Raw genomic sequence first — 21116 nt, forward strand, 5'->3', positions numbered from 1 at the left:
AACATGCGACGGGATGTCGAGCGCGGCCTATACCGCAGAAGGCGCGAGGCTTGCAATGCACGCCGTCTTCACGGATCGTGCCGCAAAAGGCGGGCGTGACGGGCAACATGCGGCATGACGGGCTGAAGGCGTTCCTGCGGGGCGCGCGCGGCGCCCTCGAGGGCGGCCCGGTGGCGCTGGTCTTCGCCGAGGACGGGGTCGAGATCGACACGACGCTCCGGCACCACCGGCAGACGGGATTCGCGACGGTCGCGGCGTTCATGTCGCCCCATTTCGACCTCGCGCCCGACGTGGCGGAGGTCGTACACCGCGTCGACTACGACATGACGGTCGAGAACGCGGCCATCCATGCCGTCAACGCGGTGATCGCGGCCGCGCCCGGGACGTGGCTCTACTACTGCTACAACGCGGAATACCTGTTCTATCCCTATTGCGAGACGCGCACCGTGTCGGAACTTCTCGCGTTCCACGCCGAGGAACGGCGCGATGCGATGCTGACCTACGTGATCGACCTCTATGCCGACGACCTCGCGCGGCACCCGGACGCCGTGTCGCTCGACCGCGCCTGCCTCGACCGGGCGGGATATTACGCGCTGGCGCGGCCCGATCCCTCCAACCACAACCACCCCAAGGAACGGCAGCTCGACTTCTTCGGGGGATTGCGCTGGCGGTTCGAGGAACACGTGCCGCCCGACCGGCGCAAGATCGACCGGATCGCGCTGTTCCGCGCGCGGCCGGGGCTCAGGCTGCGCCCCGACCACACGTTTTCCGACGAGGAATACAACACCTATGCCTGCCCGTGGCACAACAACCTGACCGCGGCCATCGCGTCCTTCCGGACCGCCAAGGCGCTCAGGCGCAACCCGGGCTCAGCCTGCGACATCCACAGCTTCACCTGGCACAATTCGGCACCCTTCGAATGGCACTCGCGCCAGCTGCTGGATCTCGGCCTGATGGAGCCCGGGCAATGGTTCTGACGGGCGTGGCTCAGTCGAAGCTTTCCATGACGATGTCGTCCTCGGGCACGCCGATGGCCTTCAACGCCGCCTCCACGTCCTCGAGCATCTCGTCGGGCCCGCAGACGTAGACCTTGCCCTTGCCCGGCGTGATCCTCGAGCGCAGGTAGTCCTCGTCGGGCTGCGGGCCGGACAGCGGGCTCTGCGGCTCCTCGGTCACGATGAAGTCGCAGGTGAGGCCCGGCATCTTCTCGAACGTGTCGCGCAGGATGATGTCGGCCTCGGTCTTGTTGGCGAAGATCAGCGTGGAGCCGCCCAGCGTGCCGGTTTCGTCGAGCCGCGCCTTGAGGATCGAGATGAACGGCGTGACGCCCGCGCCGCCGGCGATGAACCAGCCCGGCCCCTTGTCCTGGATGGCTCCCCAGGGATCGTCCACGATCACCGTGTCGCCCGGCACCATCTCGGCGATGCGCTTGGTTACGCCGTCATGGTCCGGATAGGACTTGATGACGAATTCGAGCGTTCCGTCCTCGGGCAGGCAGGTGAAGGTGAAGGGGCGCTTCTCGTCGCGCCAGCCGTCGCGGTCGAGCGCGAGGTCCACCGCCTGCCCCGGCCGGAAGGAAAAGCCCTCGGGCCGGTCGAAGACCAGGTGGTTGGTGTCGTGGGTGACGGGCGAGATCGATTGCAGCGTCAGGGTGTGCGTCATGCCGGGAGGTCCTTTCGGTCGTTCCGGCTTCAACATCTACCCCGCGGACGCGGTTCCGCGACGGGGCGCCGCAGCGGGCGCCGCGCGGATCACAGGTTCTCGAACTGCGGCATGCCGAGGATGTGGAAGCCGCCGTCGACGCAGATGACCTCGCCGGTCGTGAAGGAACCGGCGTCGGACACGAGCCACACCGCCGTGCCGCCCACCGCCTCGAGCGTCGCGTTCGAGCGGAGCGGCGCGTTGGCCTCGGTGTGCTTGTAGCTGCGCCGCGCGCCGCCGATCGCCGCCCCCGCGAGGGTCTTCATCGGCCCGGGCGAGATCGCGTTCACGCGGATGCCCTCGGGGCCGAGATCGTTCGCCAGGTAGCGCGTCGCCGATTCGAGCGCCGCCTTCGCCACGCCCATCACGTTGTAGTTCGGCACGACCCGGTTCGAGCCCTGGTAGGTCAGCGTCAGGATGGTGCCGCCGTTCTCGACCATCATCGGGTGCGCGCGACGCGCCACCTCGATGAACGAGTAGCAGGAGATCTCCATCGAGTGCTTGAAGTTCTTGCGGCTCGTGTTGAGGAACCGCCCCTGCAGCTCGGACTTGTCGGAAAACGCGATGGCGTGCACGAGGAAGTCGAGGCTGTCCCAGCGTTCGGCCAGCCCCGCGAAGGCCGCGTCGAGCGAGGCGTCGTCGCAGACGTCCACGTCGAACAGCATGTCCGAGCCGACGCTTTCCGCCAGCGGCTTCAGCCGCGCGCCGAACGCCGCGCCCTGGTGTGTGAACGCCAGCTCCGCCCCCGCCTCGTGCAGCGCCCGCGCGATCCCCCAGGCGATCGAGCGGTCATTGGCGACCCCCATGACCAGACCGCGCTTGCCCGACAAAATTCCCATGTGCAGATCGTCCTGTCCTTGCGGCACGCGCCGCCTGTCCCGCCTCAGGCCGCGTAGCGGCTGAGCAGCATCGACCCGTTGGTCCCGCCGAAGCCGAACGAGTTCGTCATGATCGTGTCGAGGCCCGCGCCTTCGACCAGTGCCGTGGCGATCTCCTCGGGGCGCAGCGCGGGGTCGAGCGTCTCGACGTTGATCGACGGCGCGATGAAGTCGTGCTCGAGCATCAGGAGGCAGTAGATCGCTTCCTGCGCGCCGGCAGCGCCCTGGCTGTGGCCGGTCATCGACTTGGTCGAGGAGACCGGCGGCGTGTGGCCCTCGCCGAAGACGCGCCGCAGCGCCTCGATCTCGCCCACGTCGCCCACCGGCGTCGAGGTGCCGTGCGCGTTCACGTAGCCCACGCTCCGCTCGTTGCCGAGCGTCCCGATCGCGAGCCGCATGGCCCGCTCGCCGCCCTCGCCCGAGGGCGCGACCATGTCGTGGCCGTCCGACGTCGCGCCGTAGCCCGTAATCTCGGCGTAGATCGTCGCGCCACGCGCCTTGGCGTGTTCGAGTTCCTCGAGCACAAGCATGCCGCCGCCGCCCGAGATCACGAACCCGTCGCGGCCGGCGTCGAAGGCGCGGCTCGCCGTCGCGGGCGCGTCGTTGTACTTGGAGGACATCGCGCCCATCGCGTCGAAGAGGCACGACAGCGTCCAGTCGAGCTCCTCGCCGCCGCCGGCGAACATCACGTCCTGCTTGCCGAGCATGATCTGTTCGGCCGCGTTGCCGATGCAGTGCAGCGAGGTCGAGCAGGCCGAGGTGATCGAGTAGTTGATGCCCTTGATGCGGAACGCCGTGGCGAGGTTCGCAGAGATGGTCGAGGACATGCATTTCGGCACGGCGAGCGGCCCGATGCGCTTGGGCGAGCCCGAGTTCAGCACCGTCTGGTGCGCCGCGAACATCGCCGAGGTCGACGGCCCGCCCGAGCCGGCAATGAGGCCGGTGCGCGGGTTCACGATGTCGCTCTCCTCGAGCCCCGCCTCGGCGATGGCCTGGCGCAGCGCGATGTAGGCATAGGCCGCGCCCGGCCCCATGAAGCGGAGGGTCCGCTTCTCGACATGCTCGGCCAGATCGATCCGGATGTCGCCCGCGACGCGGCTGCGGAATCCCCGCTCGGCCATCTCGTCGTTGGCGCTTATTCCCGAGCGCCCCGCCTTCAGCGAGGCGAGAACTTCGGATGTGTCGTTCCCGATGGACGAGACGATCCCCCGCCCGGTGACCACAACGCGGCGCATCGCGCCCTCCTTCCTCGGAATGGCCGACTCTCAGCTTTCCGAGAGCGCGACCTTCATGTCCTTGACCTGATAGATGGTCTCGCCGTCGGCTTCCACCCGTCCGTCGGCGACACCCATGGTCAGGCGGCGCGTCTGCACCGCCTTGGTGAAATCCACGAAATAGCGCAGGAGCTTGCGGTCCGGACGGACCATGCCCGTCAGCTTCACCTCTCCCACGCCCAGAGCGTAGCCCCGCCCCTGCCAGCCGCGCCAGCCCAGGTTGAATCCGGTCAGCTGCCACAGGCCGTCGAGCCCGAGGCATCCGGGCATGATCGGGTTGCCCGGGAAATGGCACTCGAAGAACCAGAGGTCCGGGGTGATGTCGAACTCGGCCACCACGTGGCCCTTGCCGTGCGGACCGCCGTCACCGGAGATGTCCGTGATCCGGTCCATCATCAGCATGGGTGGTTCGGGCAGCTGCGCGTTGCCGGGGCCGAAGAGCTCTCCGCGCGCGCATTTCAGAAGATCGTCCTTGTCGAAGGCGGTCGGGTAATCGGCCATGTACGAGCGGGCGCCTCGGGGTGCGTCTGTTTCGGTCCGGGCCGGTCTATCACCGCGTTCTCCCCCCTTGCAAGCCTCCCGGACAGCGTGTGCGTCGCGGCACCGTGCGGGGAATTCGTTTGAATTCCGGGTGGGTCGCGTCCTATATATCCGGACGTGGGCAAGCGACGAGAGGCAAGCCACGACGATGACACCTGATGCAGTGGAACGGGGATCGGGCTGGCTGGGCCAGGCCGGACTGCGCCCGACGCGCCAGCGTGTCGCCTTGGCGGCACTCCTGGTCGGTGACGGCCAGAACCGTCACGTGACCGCCGAGAGCCTGTTCGACGCCGCCAAGCGCAACGGCGAGAAGGTGTCGCTCGCGACCGTCTACAACACCCTGCGGGCCTTCTGCGATGCGGGGCTGATGCAGGAAGTGACCGTCGACGGCTCCAAGAGCTATTTCGACACCAATGTCCACGACCACCCGCATTTCTACTGGGAAGAGGATGGCCGGCTGACCGACGCGCCGGCCGACCAGCTCCAGATCGCCCGCCTGCCCGACGCCCCGCACGGCGCCGAGATCGCGAGCGTTGACGTGGTGATCCGCCTGCGCCGCCGCTGAGCCGCGGCCCCCGATTCTCGGAAAGTGGTACCCGCGGCCGGACTCGAACCGGCACGGCGCTGTGGCCTAGGGATTTTAAGTCCCCTGTGTCTACCGTTCCACCACGCGGGCGCGCGGCGACCATAGCGGCGGCGCCGGCCGAGGAAAAGGCGGGGACGGCTCAGAGTTCGGTCTCGGGACTGTTCTTCAGCATGTGACGTTCCGACAGCCACGGATTGAGAGCCAGGGCGCGGCGCAGGACGATCCGGGCCTCGGCGTCGCGGCCGAGCCCGAAGAGCGTCAGTGCCTTGCCCGACAGCGCTGCCACGTGCCGCGGCGCCCGCTCGAGCGCGGCGTCGAGATCCGGCAGCGCGGTCGCGTAATCCTGTCGCAGGAAGTTCACGAAGGCGCGCTGGTTGTAGCCCTCGGCGTAGTCCGGGCAGTACGACACCAGCCGGTCGAAGGCGTCGAGCGCGCCGAGCAGGTCGAAGGCCCGGCGCGCCTGCATTCCGCGGTCGAGCAGGTCCTGCGCGGTCTCGTCCGGCGCGTCGGCCCAGTAGGCCCACATCTCGTTGGCGATCTCGCGCGCCGCCATCTCGGTCTCGGCGGCCTGCACGCGGGCGAAGAGCGCGTCGAGCGCCGCCGCGTGATCGGGCGGCGGCGGACACTCGGCCCGCAGCGCGGTCGCGGTGACAAGAGCCAGCAGGGTCGCGGGAACGAGGCGCATGGTCGGATGAGAGGCCCGGACATGCCGCTCGGTCAAGTCACGTCGGCGAGACCGTCCTCCTTGACCGCCTGCATCGCGACATAGGTGGAGGTCGAGGAGATGTGCGGCAGGGTCGAGATGTGGTCCGCCAGCACCTGCCGGTAGCTGCGCATGTCCTGCGTGCGCACCTTGAGGAGGTAGTCGAAATTTCCCGCGATGAGATGCGCCTGCTCGATCTCCGGTATCCGCGCGACGGCGGCGTTGAAAGCCGCGAGCGCCTCTTCCCGCGTGTCGGACAGCCGCACCTCGACGAAGGCGACGTGGTCGAGGCCCAGCCGGATCGGATCGAGGATCGCGCGGTAGCCGCGGATGGCGCCCAGGTCCTCGAGCCGGCGCAGCCGGGCCTGCGTCGGCGATTTCGACAGGCCGATTCGCCGCGCGAGCTCGGTGATCGAGATGCGCCCGTCCTCGGCGAGTGTCGTCAGAATCGCCCGGTCGAAACGGTCGAGGTCAAGAATGTCGGTCTGCATCGCCTCTCAACCAGATTTCAGGCGGATCGACCGAAAAGCACCCCCTGTTCGGGAGGAAGCACTGCCGATCTTGCGCTAGACTAGCGCATCTTTCCGGAGGACACCATGCCCAGAGACATCGCATCCGACCTGCGCCAGACGATCGACGCCCTGACCTACGCGGACGAGGCCAAGTGCGTGGCCGACCTGCGGGGTCACGCCGCGCTGGACGAGGCCGACCGCGCGGCGATCTCGACACGCGCGGCGGGCTACGTGCGCGACATCCGCGGCAGCGCGAAACCCGGGCTGATGGAGGTCTTCCTCGCCGAGTACGGCCTGACCACCGACGAGGGCATCGCGCTCATGTGCCTTGCCGAGGCGCTGCTGCGCGTGCCGGATGCCGAGACCATCGACGCGCTGATCGAGGACAAGATCGCGCCCTCCGACTGGGGCCGGCACATGGGCCACTCGGCCTCGCCGCTGGTGAACGCCTCGACCTGGGCACTGATGCTGACGGGCAACGTGCTCAAGGACCGCGACCCGGGCATCGCGTCGCACCTGCGCGGCGCCATCAAGCGCATGGGCGAGCCGGTGATCCGCCGTGCCGTGGGCCAGGCCATGCGCGTCATGGGCCAGCAATTCGTGCTGGGCGAAACGATCGACGGCGCGATGAAGCGCGCGGCCAAGATGGAGGCCAAGGGCTACACCTATTCCTACGACATGCTGGGCGAGGCCGCGCGCACCGAGGCCGACGCGCGCCGCTACCACCTGTCCTATTCCCGTGCGATCAACGCGATCTCCGAGGCGGCGAAGGCCAGGACCACCCGCGACAATCCCGGCATCTCGGTCAAGCTGTCGGCGCTGTCGCCCCGCTATGACGAGCTGCAGCGCGACGTCGTGATGGACAGCGTCGTGCCGCGGCTCCGGACGCTCTGCCAGCTCGCGCGGTCCGCGGGCATCGGCCTCAACATCGACGCGGAAGAGGCCGACCGGCTGGCGATCTCGCTCGACGTCATCGAGGAGGTACTGTCCGAGCCCTCGCTCAAGGGCTGGGACGGCTTCGGCGTGGTGGTGCAGGCCTACGGCAAGCGGGCAGGCGCGGTGCTCGACTGGCTGCACGACCTCGCCACCCGGCTCGACCGCCGGATCATGGTCCGGCTCGTCAAGGGCGCCTACTGGGACACCGAGATCAAGCGCGCGCAGGTGGCGGGGCTCGAGAGCTTTCCGGTCTTCACCTCGAAGGCCGCGTCGGACGTGAGCTACATCGCCAACGCGCGGAAGCTCCTGCAGATGACCGACAGGATCTACCCGCAGTTCGCCACCCACAACGCGCACACCGCGGCCGCCGTGCTGCATATGGCCGAGGCGCTTGAGACGCCCAAGGAAGCGTGGGAATTCCAGCGCCTGCACGGCATGGGCGAGACGCTCTACGACATCCTGATGAGGAAGGAAGGCATCCGCTGCCGCATCTACGCGCCCGTGGGCGCGCACCGCGACCTGCTGGCCTACCTCGTGCGGCGGCTCCTGGAAAATGGCGCGAACTCGTCCTTCGTGAACCAGATCGTCGACGAGAACGTGCCGCCCGAGACCGTCGCGGCGGATCCGTTCGACAGGGTCAGCGACAGCGGCCTGACCACCGGGCCCGACCTCTTCCGCCCCGAACGGGCCAATTCCCGCGGATGGGACCTGCGTCACCGTCCGACGCTCGCCGCCATCGAGGAGGCCCGCGGCGCCTATGCGCACCACCGCTGGGAGGCCGCGCCGATCCTCGCCGCCGAGGCCGAGGCCGGCGACACCGAGGAGGTGCGCAACCCGGCCCGTCCCCGCGACACCGTCGGCACCGTGACATGGGCCGCGCCCGGCACCGTCGCCGCGGCGGCAGAGGCCGCGCGCACCTGGGACGCAACCCCCGAGGAACGCGCGCGCGTGCTCAACCGCGCCGCGGATCTCTACGAGGCCAATTACGGCGAGATCTTCGCGATCCTGCACCGCGAGGCTGGCAAGTCGCTGATGGACGCGGTGGCCGAGCTGCGCGAGGCGGTCGACTTCCTGCGCTACTACGCGGCGCGCACCGCGGGCGATCCGCCGGTCGGAACCTTCGCCTGCATCAGCCCGTGGAACTTCCCCCTCGCCATCTTCACCGGGCAGATCTCGGCCGCGCTCGCGACCGGGAACGCGGTCCTCGCCAAGCCCGCGGAGCAGACGCCGCTCGTCGCCTGGCGGGCAACGCAGCTCCTGCACGAGGCCGGCGTGCCGCGGACCGCGCTGCAGCTCCTGCCGGGTGCGGGCGAGGTCGGCGCGGCGCTGACCGCGGCCCCGGCGGTGGGCGGCGTGGCCTTCACCGGCTCGACCGAGACCGCGCAGGTCATCCACCGCGCCATGGCCGAGAACCTCGCACCCGGCGCGCCGCTCATCGCCGAGACCGGCGGGCTGAACGCCATGATCGTCGATTCGACCGCCCTGCCCGAACAGGCCGTCGCGGCGATCGTCGAAAGCGCGTTCCAGTCCGCGGGACAGCGCTGCTCGGCGCTGCGCTGCCTCTACGTGCAGGAAGACATCGCCGAGGACTTCCTCGAGATGCTGACCGGCGCCATGGACGCGCTGCGCATCGGCAAGCCGTGGGACCTGACCACCGACGTCGGCCCCGTCATCGACGCCGAGGCCAAGGCGAACATCGCCGGCTACATCGACGCCGCGTCCGAGGCGGGCCGCGTGGTCAAGACCTGCGACACTCCCGACCAGGGGCATTTCGTGGCCCCCACGCTCATCCGGGTGAAGGGCATCGCGGATCTCGAGCGCGAGATATTCGGCCCGGTGCTGCACGTCGCGACCTTCAAGGCCGACCAGATCGACCGGGTGATCGACGCGGTGAACGCCACGGGCTACGGGCTGACCTTCGGCCTGATGACCCGGATCGACGACCGCGTGCAGCACGTCTCCGAACGCATCGAGGCCGGCAACGTCTACGTGAACCGCAACCAGATCGGGGCGATCGTGGGCTCGCAGCCCTTCGGCGGCGAGGGCCTGTCGGGCACCGGTCCGAAAGCGGGCGGCCCCACCTACCTCGAGCGCTTCCGCGCGCATCCCGCCGACGCGCCGTCGGGCGACTGGGACCGCGACGCCGATATCGGCGCGCTCGGCCGCGCGGTTGCCGGCGCCGCGAGGCCGGCCGACACCCGCAGGACCGAGCTGCCCGGGCCCACGGGCGAATCGAACGTGCTGTCGACCCATCCGCGCCCGCCCGTGCTCTGTCTCGGGCCCGGGCGGCAAGCGGCCGAGGCGCAGGTCGCGGCGATCGCGGCGCTGGGCGGCGTGGGCGTCGCGGCCGAAGGCCATGTCGCGCCCGAGGCGCTGAGCACGCTCGACGGGTTCTCGGCGGCGCTCTGGTGGGGCGACGCGGAACGCGGCCGCGCCTATCGCCAGGCGCTGTCGCGTCGCGGCGGGCCGATCCGCCCGCTGGTGACCGGCATGCCCGACGCGGGCCATGCCCGCCTCGAACGGCATGTCTGCGTCGACACCACGGCAGCGGGCGGCAACGCCAAGCTCCTGAGCGGCATGTCCTGACCGCCGGCGCGGCGCGGGGCCCGCATCCCCGCGCCGCGCACGGCCGCTTGACGCGGGCCCCCGCCGCGCACAGCTTGGCGGTCATGTTTCCCATCCGCGATCACAACCCGTCGGGGCGGACGCCCGTCGTCACCTACCTGCTGATCGCGGCGAATGTCCTGGTCTTTCTCAACTATTTCAGCCTTTTCCAGAACGACCTCGCGCTCGGGCGGTTCTTCTGGGACTGGGCGCTGATCCCGGCGCGCATGAGCGCGGGCGAGGGCTATTCCGGCCTCGTCACGTCGATGTTCCTGCACGGCGGGATCCTGCACCTGGCCGGCAACATGCTGTTCCTCTTCATCTTCGGCGACAATGTCGAGGACGAGATGGGCCACCTGCCCTTTCTCGGCTTCTACGTGGCGAGCGGCGTCGGCGCGGGGCTCGCGCAGTTCCTGACCGCGCCGTTCAGCCAGGTGCCCATGGTCGGCGCATCGGGCGCCATCGCGGGCGTCATGGGCGCCTACCTGCTGATGTTCCCGCGCGCCCGGGTCGACATCCTCGTGATCCTGATCATCATCTTCCGCATCGTGACGATCCCCGCCTGGATCATGCTGGCGCTCTGGCTCGCCTTCCAGGTCTTCGGCGGCTTCGGCACGCCCGCGGACGAGGGCGGCGTCGCCTACTGGGCGCATGTGGGCGGCTTCGTGCTGGGCGCGGCCCTCTGCGTACCGCTCTGGCTCCGGCGCGGCGGGCCGGCCTTCTGGGCCCGCTCGCACGGCACGCCGCCCCATCCCGCCGCGCGCTACCGGATCGCGCGCACCAACGTTCCGAGGGTAAGGAGACGACGATGACCGAGGATTCCGTGCGCGCCACCTGCCATTGCGGTGCCGTCGCGCTGAACGTGCGCCTGTCCGACGGGTTGGCCACAGCGCGGCGCTGCGACTGCTCGTTCTGCCGCCGCCGCGGCGCCCCTGCCGTGACCGCGCGGAAGGAGGACGTGGAGGTCGTCCGCGGCGCCGACGCCCTGACGCTCTACCAGTGGGGCACGGGCACGGCGCGGCACCATTTCTGCAAGGTCTGCGGCATCTACATGTACCACGTCCGCCGGTCGAACCCGTCCGAATGCGGCGTGAACCTCGGCGCGATCGAGGGCGTCAATCCGCGGGACCACGAGCCGATCCCGTGGGCCGATGGCGTGAACCACCCCTCCGACCGCTGACGGCCCGGATCAGACCTCGCGGATGGTTCGGGCGAACTGGTCGTAGAGGTTGCTGTTCGCGCAGAGGATCGAGCCCGCCTCGAACGGCGTGTCGCCCTCGCGCACGGCACCGACAAGCGCGCCCGCCTCGATGGCGATGAGGCTGCCCGCGGCCATGTCCCAGATGCTGAGCTCGCGTTCCCAGTAGCCGTCGTAGCGGCCCGCCGCCACGTAGGCGAGGTCGAGCGCCGCCGATCCCCAGCGCCGCACGCCCGCGCATTGCGGCATGAGCCGCGCGAGATCCTTCAGCATCGCCGGCAGCGTCCGCTTGGCGCCGTAGGGCACACCCGTGGCAAAGAGCGCGTCGACCATGCGCGACCGGCCCGAGACCCTGAGCCGGCGGCTGTCGTTCAGCCACGCGCCCGATCCCTTCTCGGCATAGAACATCTCGTCCTTGGCGGCATCGTAGACCACCGCGGACACGATCTGTCCCTTGTGCTCGAGCGCGATCGAGATCGCCCAGTGCGGCATGCCGTGCAGGAAGTTCGTGATGCCGTCGAGCGGGTCGACGATCCAGCGGCGCGTCGGGTCCTCGCCCGGGATCTCGCCGCCCTCCTCGGCCACCCAGCCATAGGTCTTGCGTGCGCCCAGAAGCTCCTCGCGCAGGATCTTCTCGGCGGCGAGGTCGGCGCGGCTGACGAAGTCGCCCGCGCCCTTCATCGAGACCTGCAGGTTCTCGACCTCGCGGAAGTCCTTGACCAGGGAGCGGCCCGCCTTTCGGGCGGCCTTCATCATGATGTTCAGATTTGCGCTGCCCTGCATCTGCACCGGCCTTCCCGAAACGTGTCAGGCCGGGCCTATACGCGGGCGGGCGCGGGATGTGAAGGGCCGCCGCCGCCGCGACCGCGATCTAGCGCCAGAGGACGCCCTTCTCGCCCACGGGGGCATGGGCGCGCGGCCGGTGGTGGCCCTGATCCGCCCGGGCCGCGCCCGCGCGGTCCACGTAGGGCCCCGCATCGGGTGTGCCGCAGAAGATGACGCCGCCGCGGGTGACAGGCCGCAGCCCCGCGGGGCAGTGGTTCGCGGCCGAGGGATAGGCGTGCGTCAGGACGGTCGTGTCGGGATCGTGCGTGGCGTCGCCACGATAGGCGTCGTCCCGGGCCAGCGCGGTCCCCGCGCCGAGCGACAGCAGGACGGACATCGCGAGCGGGAACACCAGGCGCATGGAACGGACCTCGATCGAGCGGAACACAGGACCGAAGGCTACACGCGGCCCCGCGCATGTCAAATCCCCAAGGGTCCCGGAACGGAAAGGGCCGGCGCGGTGTCCCGCGCCGGCCTCCTGCCCTGCCGGGTGTCCCGATCAGAAGCGGTAGTTGACCGAGATGTTCGCCGTCGTCGCGTCGGCCTCGAGATCGCTCGCGTCGAAGTCCGAGAACTTGTGGTAGAGGACCTCGGCGCCCGCGGTCACGTTGTCGGTAAGGAAGACCTCGTAGCCCACGCCGCCGAACCAGCCGTCCGAATCCCCGACGCCGCCGCCGTCGGTATACGCCTTCGCGTAGCCAGCGGTGCCATAGATCCAGTTGCGGTTCAGGTCGTAGCCGACGCGCGGGCCGACCCGCAGGATGCCCTCGACATCCGTCGCGCCGTCGAGGTCGATGTCGCCGCGGTCGTACTGCACGCCACCGCCGACGATCACGTCGCCCATGTCGTAGTCATAGTAGCTGCGCAGACCGTAGAGCCCGCCATCGCCGTCCAGGTCGGGATCCTCGGTCTCGATGTTGCCGTAACCGACCTGGCCACCGAGAGAGAACCCGGTGAAGTCCGACAGCGGCTCCTGCGGAACCGGCGCCGGCACCGGCGCGGCGACGACCGGGTCGGGCTGCGTCTGCGTCGGCCCGGCGGCAAACGCGCTGGTGGCGGTTGCGGCGACTGCGGTGGTGAGGATGAGAATGCGTTTCATCGGCTCTGCCTCTTCTTGGTGCGTTTCCTGTCTGCCACCGGTTGGCCCCGGCGGCGTCGTGACAGCGAAATGTCCATCCCCCCGCCCATGTTCCACCCCCCGAAGGTCACGTGTGCGTGGAGGCACGGACGCAACGGGGCGCTGGTTTTTCAAAGACTTGCGGGAACAGGCAAGGATTGGCCGGTGGACGTCGCGGCAGCGCTCACGGCACGTTTCAGCGCGCGCGGGCGTGTTGCCCGGCGTGAAGGCGCACATGCCCTTCAGGCCGGGAGAGGTTTCGACACGGGGGACGTGTCAGTCGATCGCCGCGCGGAACTCGCGCCATTCGCCCTTGGACATGCCCGAGGTCTCCTGCGTGACCTCCTCGCCCTTCAGCATCCGGCGGAGGCAGTCGAGCGCGGTGGCCGACAGCGTCGCGCCGCCCAGCCGGTAATCCTCGAAGGCGCGGTAGGCGAAGGGCACCCAGTCGCGGACGATGTCGCAGATGGCCTCGGCATAGACGCGGATCTCGTACTGGGCATGCGCGTCGGCCCGCAGGCGCAGGAAGTGCAGAAGGTTGTGCAGGTCCACCTTCCAGTACCACTGCGTGTAGACGTTGGCGGGCAGGTTCATCCGCGCCAGTTCGCGCGCGAGCCCCTGCTGGCCGTCCTGCGAGATCATCGCCTCGTAATGGTCGTAGGCACGGTCCGCATCGTCGCGCAGCCAGCGCAGCACGCGCGCGGCCTCCTCACCCTCCAGCACCGCGCCGCGGCCCTGGTTGTTCGTGGTCGACTGCGCGGCCAGCGTATCGGGCGCGGGGATATAGAATTCGCGGTCGAGGATCGAGTAGCGCGCGGAATATTCGTTCACGTTCGCGGTGCGGTGGCGGATCCATTGCCGCGCCACGAAGACGGGCAGCTTCACGTGCAGCTTGACCTCGCACATCTCGAAGGGCGTCGAATGCCAGTGCCGCATCAGGTAGCGGATGAGCCCCTCGTCGTTCGACACGCTCTTGGTGCCGCGCCCGTAGCTGACCCGCGCCGCCTGGCAGATCGCCGCGTCGTCGCCCATGTAGTCCACCACCCGCACGAAGCCGTGGTCGAGCACCGGTGCCGCACGGTAGAGATGCGCCTCCATCCCGTCCGAGACCGCACGCAGGGTCGGACGGGGCTCCGCGCGCAGCGCGTCGATCTCGGCCTGTTGCTCGGGGGACAGGGGCATGGGGCGGTCTCCTCCACCAGATGAGTCGCGGTTTTCTCCACATGTTGCAGATGCGGCGGGGAAAAACCACCATATCGGGTGGCGGCAATTCCGCCGCACCTGCGGGAAAAGTCCCCTGCCCACACGGGCCCGTGATTGACTCGAGCGCCCCGTCCGCAACAATCGCCACAAAACAAGACACATTGCAGGCACAATCGAGGCAGTGACGACATGACCCGTATCGCGACGCTGTTGCTCGCCCTGGCGCTCGTGGGGGCGTGCGGCGATACCGGCAACGACGACAAGAACCCGTTGCAGGAAGAGCCGACCGACCCCACCGATCCGGAAGACCCGGACGCCGAGCCTGATCCGGATCCGGATACCGACCCGGACACCGGCGAACCGATCGACAGCGACGGCCGCCTGCCCCCGGGCACCGCGAGCCCCACGCCGACCGAGGGCATCTTCCGCAAGGAGCCGCTCGACGAGGAGGCCGGCAACGGCTTTGCCCGCGAGCTGAGCTACGACGGCGACAGCGACACGTTCTTCGTGCAGGGCCTCGCCTTCGACGGCGACCAGCCGGACGGCGCCGCGTTCTCGCGGTCGGCCCTCGGCAGCCTGACGAGCGCGGGTTCGCCCGGCCAGGCCTTCGCGCTCTACGAGGCGCCGATCACCAATCCCGACTTCTTCACCGGCGAACAGATCGGCCAGTTCCAGCACCGCGCGCTCTACGGCGTGGGCGACGACACCGAGTTCGCGATCGTGCGGACCGGCAGCTACGTACCCTACGGCTTCGGCGGTTTCGTCTACCAGCGCGACGGCGACGTGGTGCTGCCGACCGAAGGCCAGGCGGTCTATCGCGGACTCTACGGCGGCCTGCGCGACTTTGACGGCGCGGGTGGCCTCGAGTCGGTGTCGGGCGACGCGCAGGTCACCATCGACTTCGGCGGGTTCCAGGGCAATTGCGAGGGCGCACGCTGCGCCGACGCGGTCAGCGGCTTCATCGCCAACCGCCGCGTCTACGACGCCTCCGGCCAGGAGGTGACGTCGGACATCCTGACCGCCATCAACGAGGATCAGGGCACCGCGCTGACCAGGCTGCCGACGCTCAACATGCGCGTCGGTCCGGGCGTGCTCGACGCCAACGGCGAGATCACGGGCGAGATCGATTCGATCGTGGACGGCACCGCCTTCGAGACGGGGAACTATTACGCGATCATGTCGGGCGACCACACGTCGGGCGGCGAGATCGTGGGCATCGTGGTGGTCGAGGCGACGGATCCGCGCTTCGAGGGGTCGGTCACGGTGCGCGAGACCGGCGGTTTCATTGTGGACCGATAACGCCCGGTAACGGGGGACATTGTGCGAGTAATCGATCCGGGCCTGCGGCGCATGGGCGCCGCGGCCCTTCTTTCCCTTCTGGCCGCGACGGCCGGCGCGCAGGACGTGGCGCTGTCGCCTGAGGAATTGCGCAGCGCGGCGGTGGCCCAGTTCGAACTGGGCCGCCCCGACCGCGCGCTGATCTATTCGGAGGGCCTCGTCCGGCGCGATCCGGACGATTTCGCCGCGCACCTGATCCGGGCGCGGGCGGCACGCGATCTCGGCCGGTTCGGACCCGCCGACGAGAGCGCGCGCGCCGCCTGGGCGCTCGCAGACACACCGTCCGAACGCTACGCCGCGGCGATGATGCGCGCCCGCGTGCTCTCCTCGCGGGGGGCGCGCACGCGCGCGCAGTTCTGGCTGCGCCGCGCCGCGCAGAACGCGCCGACCGACGCGGACCGGGCCCGCGCGGTGCGCGATTTCCGCTACGTGAAGGCGCGCAACCGCTGGTCGAGCGAGCTCAGCTTCTCGATCGCGCCGTCCTCGAACGTGAACGGCGGGTCGTCGAGCGACACGACCGAGTATTACGGCATCCCCTTCGAGCTGCAGGGGACGGCCAAGGCGCTGTCGGGCATCGAATTCGCGCTCGGCATCTCGACCACCTACACCCTGGTGGAACGGGAGCATGCCAAGACCGACATCCACCTGTCGGCCTTCCACCAGACCTACACGCTGTCCGATGAGGCGCGTGACACCGCGCCGGATGTCGAGGGCTCCGACTTCGCGTATTCCTCGCTGTCCTTCGGGCTGACGCAGGACTGGCTGGCGCCCGGGCGGCGGCTCGGCGGCAGCGTCGGCGCGACACTCTCGCAGGGCTGGTATGGTGGCGACCCGCTGACCCGGACGGCGCGGCTGACAGGCTCCCTGCGCTATGTGCTCGGCCCCAAGCTCGTCGGCGAGGCGAGCCTCTCGCGCGACTGGCAGACCGGGCTCGGGGACCGCGAGGACGCGGACAGCTGGCGCGCGGCGCTGGGTGCCGTGACGGTCCTCGGACCGGGCCACAGGCTCGGCCTCGCGGTCTCGCGGCTCGAAAGCGTCTCGGACGCGGATTTCCTCGACTACGACCGCACCGGCATCGACCTGACATTCTCGCTGGCCAAGCCGCTGCCGCTGCTCGACACCGCCGTGGGCTTCGGGCTCTCGGCCGCGCGCAAGCACCACGACGAGACGACCTTCGGCCCCGACGGCCGCGAGGAGCACATCTACGGCGCCCGCGCGTCCTTCACGTTCAACGCGATCGACTATTACGGCTTCGCGCCGGTGCTGACGCTGCGCGCGGACCGCACGGTCGCGAATATCGGGGTCTACGACAGCGAGGAATTCGGCATGGAAATCGGCATCCGCTCGCGCTTCTGACCGCTCCGGCCGGGTCGACTTTGTCCGGCGCGCGTCTATCCTTGCGGCGACCGCGTACGAAAACCGGAAGGACATCCATGTCGATCGAATACCTGCACACCATGGTCCGCGTGAAGGACCTCGACGCCTCCGTCGCGTTCTACAAGCTGCTGGGGCTGACCGAACGGCGCCGCATCGACAACGAGAAGGGCCGCTTCACGCTCGTCTTCCTCTGCCCGCCGGGCCAGGACGACGGCCACAACGACGTGGAGCTGACCTACAACTGGGACGGCGACGACGGCCTGCCGTCGGACAGCCGCCATTTCGGCCACCTCGCCTATCGCGTCGACGACATCTACGCGCTCTGCCAGACGCTGATGGACAACGGCGTGACCATCAACCGTCCGCCGCGCGACGGCCACATGGCATTCGTCCGCTCGCCCGACAACGTGTCGGTGGAGCTTCTGCAGAAAGGCGACGCCAAGCCGCCGCAGGAGCCCTGGGCGAGCATGGAAAATACCGGGCATTGGTAGGCCGGCTCGGCCTTTCCGCGCTCTTCGGCGCAACGCTCTGGGCCGCACCGCTCGCGGCCCAGAGCACCGAGTGCCGGCTCGCGCTGCTCCTCGCGCTCGACGTCTCCTCCTCGGTCGACGACCGCGAATACACGCTTCAGAAGGACGGGCTGGCCGCCGCGCTGGCCGATCCGGACGTGCGGCGCGCGATCCTCGACGGCGCGGGCACCGTCGCCCTGTCGATCTACGAGTGGAGCGGGCGACGCCAGTCCGAGGTCATCCAGGACTGGGTGATCCTTGCCGACGACGCCGCGATCGACGCGGTGGTGGCGCGGCTTCTCGCGACGCCGCGCACGCAGACCCGCTTCCCCACGGCCATGGGCTACGCGCTGGGCTACGGTGCCGCGCTTCTCGACAGGGCGCCCGACTGCCTGCGGCAGGTCATCGACGTCTCGGGCGACGGCGTCACCAATGACGGCTTCGGCCCGGACCTCGCCTACCGGCACTTCCCCTTCGAGGACATCACCGTGAACGGGCTCGCCGTGCTCGGCGCCGATCCCGAGGTCGACACCTATTACCGCGACATCGTGCGCCACGGCCCCGGCGCCTTCGTCGAATTCGCCGACGGCTATGCCGGGTTCCGCAACGCGATGACGCGCAAGCTCTTCCGCGAGACCAACGACCTCGTCATCGGGACGCCGTCGGGGCATCCTCCCGAGGCGCCGGCCGACCGGGCCGGCGACGCCGGAAAATCCTGAGCGCCGTCTTCAGAACACGAAATCGTCGGCATCGAGACGGGCGGCACCCGCCGCCGGGTCCCATGCCCGGTCGATGCGCAGCGTGTCGCCGTCGACCGACACGAAGGCGTGCCCGCGTGCATCGCCGGTCACCCGGAGCGCGGCCCAGGAAGTGTGCCAGCCCGACAGGTCGATGCGGTCGACCCCCTGCTCGAAATCGATGATCCGGTCGGTCGCACCGTCGCGCCCGAGAAAGACGAAGAGGTCGGCGCCCGCGTCCCCCCGCATCTGCTCGGCGCCTCCCGCGTCGACGATCACGTCCGCGCCGGCACGGCCGTCGCCGCGGACGCCCGGCGCAAGATGCAGCGCGTCGTTGCCCGCCCCCCCAAGCACGCGCTCGATCCCGGCAAAGGTGTCGCCCCGCGCGATGCCGGTGCCGCCCGCCGCGTCCTGCATGTGGATCACGAGGTCCGCCGCCCCCTTGTACTGCACGAGATCGTAGCCCGCGCCGCCGTCGAAATGGTCGGCGCCCGCCGAGCCCACGAAGCGGTCGTTGCCCGCCCCGCCCGACATCCAGTCGTTGGTGGGCGACCCCGCGAGGCTGTCGTCGCCGGAGGTGCCCTCGCTCAGGACGTAGAAGACCGGGCCCGACCCGATCTCGCCGCCCGCGTCCTCGGGTTCGGGCGCGAGGCGGATGTCGCCGAAGCCGATCCGCGGTGCCGCGGCCGCCACGTCCCACATGTCCTGCAGGATCAGCCGGTCGCCGCCGAACGCCACCAGCAGGTCGTCGCCGCCCGTGCGCGAGAACACGACCTGCGCCTCGGCATGGATGCCCTGCGCGCTGAGGTCGAGCAGGTCCTCGCCCGGTTCGAAATCGGTGATGACGTCGATGGCGCCGCCATCGGACCAGAAGCTGAAGAAATCGCTGTCCGCGCCGCCGCTGATCGTGTCGGGACCGGCCCCGTCGCGGATGAAGTCGTCTCCGCCGAGCGCCTCGATCCGGTCGCCGGCCGCGCTGCGCGGCGTGCCGTTCCGGCCGACGAAGGCGAGGTCGATGTGGTCGTAGCCCTCCCTCCCGACGACATGGTTGCCGGTCAGCTCGGGGCTCTGCTCGGGCTCCGGCTGCGGCTCGGGCTCGGGTGCCGGTGCGGGCGCCGCCGGTTCGGGCGTCTCCGCAGCCGGCGGCGTCGGGTCCACCACCACCGGCGGGGTATCGGGCGCGCCGTCCTCGGTGTCGCGCGGATGGGCGTCTAGAAAGGCGCGCACCGCGTCGTGGCGCGCGGTCTCGTCGTCGAGATGGCGCAACGAGCCCCAGCTGCCCCATTTCGACGGGCCCGCAACCTCGACGAAGCTGTTGAAGAGCGTGCCGCCCGCGGCGACCCAGCCCTCCAGCAGCTCCTCGTAGAGCGTGCCCATGCCGGCGCTGTAGTTCAGGTGCACGAAGAAGTCGGTGAGCGTGGCGTCGTTCACCGCGTCGCCCAAGGCGACCACGTGCGTGCCGCCCTCGTACATCACGAGGTCGAGCCCGTACCGCTCGGCGACCCGCGCATGGTAGGCGAAGGTTTCGAAGAGCTCGGCGAGGCTGCCAGAGGGATCGCCCGTCACCGACCCGTCGCGGAGCTCGCGGATGGCAAGGTCGGTCGCGACGTCGAAGCGGTGCTCGGCCAGGTAGGCGTCGCGCGCGGCCCCGCTCAGCCCCTGCGCCCGGGCCGCGGCGGTGGCCGCCGCGGCGCTCTCCGCGATCCAGCCGCGGACGGCGTCGAGCTTCGCGCTGCCGAGCGGGCCGCCGAAATAGCCGGTGACCGCGTAGGCGTCGAACCGCGTGTGCGGCGCGGCGTGGCCCTGCGCCACGTAGGCCGGCGCCTCGAGCATCGAGGCCTCGAGCCCCGGCCAGCCGGTATGGGTGGCGATGGTCTTGACCAGCCGGTCGCCCTGGCCGGCGTAGACCGCGTCGAGTATCGCGGCCATCTCGGAGGCGCGCGCGCCATATTCCTGCATCCAGCCGTCGCCCAGGTCCCGGCCGAAGCGCACCCGCGCATCGGCGGCGGAATCGCGCGCCTGCTCGAACATGAAGTTCCAGACCTCGTTCGAGAACTCGAAATGCGCCCGGAGGTCCGGATCGAGCGTGTCGCGCACATAGGTCGCGAAGGCGCGGATATAGGCGTCGTCGGCGTCGTGGGGGATGTTGAACCAGGGATCGGACCCGGTCTGGTTGGCGAGCGCCACCATCACCTCGACCGGCGCGCCGCGGCTGTAGGTGAAGGACGACGCGGTCGGGCGGTCCTCCCAGTGCGCGAGATCGGAATTGTTGGTCTGCATCCAGTCCATGAAGCGCAGCGCATGCGCGTCCTCGATCACCTCGAGCCAGCGCGGGTTGAAGATCGCGCCCGCGTCGTGGGCGGCTGCGTGGTCCTCCTTGACCAGCGCGATGTTGCGCAGGTGGTCGCCGGTGCCCGCGGGATCGGTCGCGGTGATGCGCACCGCCACGAGCCCGCTGCCCGTCGGCGTGTAGTCGAAGCGGATCTTGCCGTCGGACCGGGTGACATTGGTGCCGCCCAGGATGTCGATGCGGCCCGCGCCGTCATAGGTCAACCGGTAGCGGCCGGCCGTGTAGTCCGCGTCGGCCGGCATCTCGGTCAGCACGAAGGATTCGACCGCGACGATTCCCTGCGGCATCCGCGTCAGGTAGCCGTCGGCGTCGAGGAGCCCGCCGCGCTCCATCTGCTCGAAGCTCAACGCCCCCCAGGTCCCCGCGGAATGGCCGATCCATTCGCGCGCAGTCTTGAACAGGTTGAGGAACGGTTGCGCGGGGGACCAGTCGCTGATCCCGTTCAGTCCGAAGGCAAGGCCGGGACGGTCGGTGGTGGTCGGCACGGGGGGCGTCTCCTTCATGCGTGATACGCGTCCTCGGCGAGCAATCGGGCCAGAGTGAGGCCGTGCCGGGACCGCGGCGACGGGCGGAGGAGACGGTGCAGGAAGGGACCGGCGAGATCGCGGCCCGGACCGGGACGGATTCGGGCGAACGCCAAAGACTTCCGGAAAACTGTCAGCGTCCGCGTGCCCCGGCGCCGCGGGGCCGCCGGCCGGTCGCGACAAGGCCCGCGGCGGGACCGCGGG

General features: G+C 69.8%; 20 protein-coding genes and 1 tRNA gene. 9 read left to right on the plus strand and 12 right to left on the minus strand.

The features are described 5' to 3' along the window. Positions 1–107 precede the first annotated feature (107 nt). Positions 108–977 (plus strand): hypothetical protein, encoded by an 870-nt coding sequence (locus RISW2_RS13010; RefSeq protein ID WP_043772026.1) that lies wholly within the window; start codon positions 108–110, stop codon positions 975–977. Positions 978–987: 10 nt separating this feature from the next. Here RISW2_RS13010 and RISW2_RS13015 read toward each other — a convergent pair whose 3' ends face one another. From RISW2_RS13015 to fabA, 4 genes are all read right to left on the minus strand, one after another. Continuing rightward, positions 988–1662 (minus strand): FAD-binding oxidoreductase, encoded by a 675-nt coding sequence (locus RISW2_RS13015; RefSeq protein WP_043771912.1) that lies wholly within the window; start codon positions 1660–1662, stop codon positions 988–990. Positions 1663–1751: 89 nt separating this feature from the next. After that, positions 1752–2540 carry an enoyl-ACP reductase FabI gene (locus tag RISW2_RS13020; protein ID WP_043771914.1) on the minus strand — a complete coding sequence of 263 codons (789 nt, stop codon included), beginning with the start codon at positions 2538–2540 and terminating at the stop codon, positions 1752–1754. A gap of 44 nt (positions 2541–2584) precedes the next feature. Then, complete coding sequence (gene fabB, locus RISW2_RS13025) at positions 2585–3814, minus strand: beta-ketoacyl-ACP synthase I (RefSeq protein WP_043771916.1); 1230 nt, start codon at positions 3812–3814, stop codon at positions 2585–2587. A 30-nt stretch (positions 3815–3844) separates the two neighbouring features. Continuing rightward, a complete protein-coding gene (gene fabA / locus RISW2_RS13030; RefSeq protein WP_043771917.1) occupies positions 3845–4354 on the minus strand; it encodes a bifunctional 3-hydroxydecanoyl-ACP dehydratase/trans-2-decenoyl-ACP isomerase in 510 nt (169 codons plus the stop codon). Positions 4355–4541: 187 nt separating this feature from the next. Between fabA and irr the strand changes: the two genes are divergently transcribed. Next, complete coding sequence (gene irr, locus RISW2_RS13035; RefSeq protein WP_043771918.1) at positions 4542–4958, plus strand: Fur family transcriptional regulator Irr; 417 nt, start codon at positions 4542–4544, stop codon at positions 4956–4958. Positions 4959–4983: 25 nt separating this feature from the next. Here irr and RISW2_RS13040 read toward each other — a convergent pair. The 3 genes from RISW2_RS13040 to RISW2_RS13050 all read right to left on the minus strand — a co-directional run bounded on the left by RISW2_RS13040 (position 4984) and on the right by RISW2_RS13050 (position 6173). Then, a tRNA-Leu gene (locus tag RISW2_RS13040) sits at positions 4984–5069 on the minus strand. A gap of 49 nt (positions 5070–5118) precedes the next feature. Next, positions 5119–5664 (minus strand): tetratricopeptide repeat protein, encoded by a 546-nt coding sequence (locus RISW2_RS13045; RefSeq protein WP_043771920.1) that lies wholly within the window; start codon positions 5662–5664, stop codon positions 5119–5121. 32 nt (positions 5665–5696) lie between these two features. Further along, a complete protein-coding gene (locus RISW2_RS13050) occupies positions 5697–6173 on the minus strand; it encodes an Lrp/AsnC family transcriptional regulator (protein WP_043771922.1) in 477 nt (158 codons plus the stop codon). Positions 6174–6278: 105 nt separating this feature from the next. Here RISW2_RS13050 and putA point away from each other — a divergent pair, with 105 nt between their 5' ends. The 3 genes from putA (at position 6279) to RISW2_RS13065 (ending at position 10914) form a co-directional block, all read left to right on the plus strand. Next, positions 6279–9716 carry a bifunctional proline dehydrogenase/L-glutamate gamma-semialdehyde dehydrogenase PutA gene (gene putA, locus RISW2_RS13055; RefSeq protein ID WP_043771924.1) on the plus strand — a complete coding sequence of 1146 codons (3438 nt, stop codon included), beginning with the start codon at positions 6279–6281 and terminating at the stop codon, positions 9714–9716. A gap of 83 nt (positions 9717–9799) precedes the next feature. Beyond that, positions 9800–10546 (plus strand): rhomboid family intramembrane serine protease, encoded by a 747-nt coding sequence (locus RISW2_RS13060; RefSeq protein ID WP_043771926.1) that lies wholly within the window; start codon positions 9800–9802, stop codon positions 10544–10546. Beyond that, positions 10543–10914, plus strand: a complete 372-nt coding sequence (locus tag RISW2_RS13065) for a GFA family protein (protein WP_043771927.1) — start codon at positions 10543–10545, stop codon at positions 10912–10914. Before RISW2_RS13060 ends, RISW2_RS13065 begins: the two co-directional genes overlap by 4 nt. A 9-nt stretch (positions 10915–10923) precedes the next feature. Here the strand turns inward: RISW2_RS13065 and RISW2_RS13070 are convergent, their stop codons facing one another. The 4 genes from RISW2_RS13070 to thyX form a co-directional block, all read right to left on the minus strand. After that, positions 10924–11715, minus strand: coding sequence for an inositol monophosphatase family protein (locus RISW2_RS13070; protein WP_043771929.1), 792 nt, complete (start codon positions 11713–11715; stop codon positions 10924–10926). Between the two features lie 88 nt (positions 11716–11803). Next, a complete protein-coding gene (locus RISW2_RS13075; RefSeq protein ID WP_043771931.1) occupies positions 11804–12118 on the minus strand; it encodes a hypothetical protein in 315 nt (104 codons plus the stop codon). 138 nt (positions 12119–12256) lie between these two features. Continuing rightward, positions 12257–12856: an outer membrane protein gene (locus tag RISW2_RS13080; RefSeq protein WP_043771933.1), complete on the minus strand. Its 600-nt coding sequence runs from the start codon at positions 12854–12856 to the stop codon at positions 12257–12259. Positions 12857–13150: 294 nt separating this feature from the next. Then, on the minus strand, positions 13151–14056 hold the full coding sequence (thyX, locus tag RISW2_RS13085) for an FAD-dependent thymidylate synthase (protein ID WP_043771935.1): 906 nt from the start codon (positions 14054–14056) through the stop codon (positions 13151–13153). 210 nt (positions 14057–14266) lie between these two features. Between thyX and RISW2_RS13090 the strand changes: the two genes are divergently transcribed. The 4 genes from RISW2_RS13090 to RISW2_RS13105 all read left to right on the plus strand — a co-directional run bounded on the left by RISW2_RS13090 (position 14267) and on the right by RISW2_RS13105 (position 18020). Then, positions 14267–15376, plus strand: coding sequence for a hypothetical protein (locus tag RISW2_RS13090; RefSeq protein WP_043771936.1), 1110 nt, complete (start codon positions 14267–14269; stop codon positions 15374–15376). 21 nt (positions 15377–15397) lie between these two features. Continuing rightward, positions 15398–16771, plus strand: coding sequence for a surface lipoprotein assembly modifier (locus tag RISW2_RS13095; RefSeq protein ID WP_156943851.1), 1374 nt, complete (start codon positions 15398–15400; stop codon positions 16769–16771). Between the two features lie 77 nt (positions 16772–16848). Further along, the gene (locus RISW2_RS13100) at positions 16849–17283 is read left to right on the plus strand and encodes a VOC family protein (RefSeq protein ID WP_043771940.1); all 435 of its coding nucleotides are present in this window, start codon (positions 16849–16851) and stop codon (positions 17281–17283) included. Continuing rightward, positions 17277–18020, plus strand: coding sequence for a DUF1194 domain-containing protein (locus RISW2_RS13105; RefSeq protein ID WP_051492020.1), 744 nt, complete (start codon positions 17277–17279; stop codon positions 18018–18020). Before RISW2_RS13100 ends, RISW2_RS13105 begins: the two co-directional genes overlap by 7 nt. Before the next feature lie 9 nt (positions 18021–18029). On the opposite strand, the gene RISW2_RS23560 is transcribed toward RISW2_RS13105, so the two are convergent. After that, the gene (locus RISW2_RS23560) at positions 18030–20891 is read right to left on the minus strand and encodes a M10 family metallopeptidase C-terminal domain-containing protein (RefSeq protein WP_051492021.1); all 2862 of its coding nucleotides are present in this window, start codon (positions 20889–20891) and stop codon (positions 18030–18032) included. Positions 20892–21116 lie beyond the last annotated feature (225 nt).

Origin of the sequence: Roseivivax isoporae LMG 25204 (assembly GCF_000521865.1) — a bacterium.
In the GTDB taxonomy this organism is placed as follows: Bacteria; Pseudomonadota; Alphaproteobacteria; order Rhodobacterales; family Rhodobacteraceae; genus Roseivivax; species Roseivivax isoporae.

Bases quoted from the DNA above. Each gene is read 5' to 3' on its own strand.
- RISW2_RS13065 (WP_043771927.1), top strand. From the start codon at position 10,543: ATGACCGAGGATTCCGTGCGCGCCACCTGCCATTGCGGTGCCGTCGCG.
- RISW2_RS23560 (WP_051492021.1), bottom strand. From the start codon at position 20,891: ATGAAGGAGACGCCCCCCGTGCCGACCACCACCGACCGTCCCGGCCTT.
- RISW2_RS13090 (WP_043771936.1), top strand. From the start codon at position 14,267: ATGACCCGTATCGCGACGCTGTTGCTCGCCCTGGCGCTCGTGGGGGCG.
- thyX (WP_043771935.1), bottom strand. From the start codon at position 14,056: ATGCCCCTGTCCCCCGAGCAACAGGCCGAGATCGACGCGCTGCGCGCG.
- fabB (WP_043771916.1), bottom strand. From the start codon at position 3,814: ATGCGCCGCGTTGTGGTCACCGGGCGGGGGATCGTCTCGTCCATCGGG.
- RISW2_RS13100 (WP_043771940.1), top strand. From the start codon at position 16,849: ATGTCGATCGAATACCTGCACACCATGGTCCGCGTGAAGGACCTCGAC.
- RISW2_RS13060 (WP_043771926.1), top strand. From the start codon at position 9,800: ATGTTTCCCATCCGCGATCACAACCCGTCGGGGCGGACGCCCGTCGTC.
- irr (WP_043771918.1), top strand. From the start codon at position 4,542: ATGACACCTGATGCAGTGGAACGGGGATCGGGCTGGCTGGGCCAGGCC.
- RISW2_RS13080 (WP_043771933.1), bottom strand. From the start codon at position 12,856: ATGAAACGCATTCTCATCCTCACCACCGCAGTCGCCGCAACCGCCACC.
- putA (WP_043771924.1), top strand. From the start codon at position 6,279: ATGCCCAGAGACATCGCATCCGACCTGCGCCAGACGATCGACGCCCTG.
- RISW2_RS13045 (WP_043771920.1), bottom strand. From the start codon at position 5,664: ATGCGCCTCGTTCCCGCGACCCTGCTGGCTCTTGTCACCGCGACCGCG.
- RISW2_RS13020 (WP_043771914.1), bottom strand. From the start codon at position 2,540: ATGGGAATTTTGTCGGGCAAGCGCGGTCTGGTCATGGGGGTCGCCAAT.
- fabA (WP_043771917.1), bottom strand. From the start codon at position 4,354: ATGGCCGATTACCCGACCGCCTTCGACAAGGACGATCTTCTGAAATGC.
- RISW2_RS13010 (WP_043772026.1), top strand. From the start codon at position 108: ATGCGGCATGACGGGCTGAAGGCGTTCCTGCGGGGCGCGCGCGGCGCC.
- RISW2_RS13070 (WP_043771929.1), bottom strand. From the start codon at position 11,715: ATGCAGGGCAGCGCAAATCTGAACATCATGATGAAGGCCGCCCGAAAG.
- RISW2_RS13050 (WP_043771922.1), bottom strand. From the start codon at position 6,173: ATGCAGACCGACATTCTTGACCTCGACCGTTTCGACCGGGCGATTCTG.
- RISW2_RS13075 (WP_043771931.1), bottom strand. From the start codon at position 12,118: ATGCGCCTGGTGTTCCCGCTCGCGATGTCCGTCCTGCTGTCGCTCGGC.
- RISW2_RS13015 (WP_043771912.1), bottom strand. From the start codon at position 1,662: ATGACGCACACCCTGACGCTGCAATCGATCTCGCCCGTCACCCACGAC.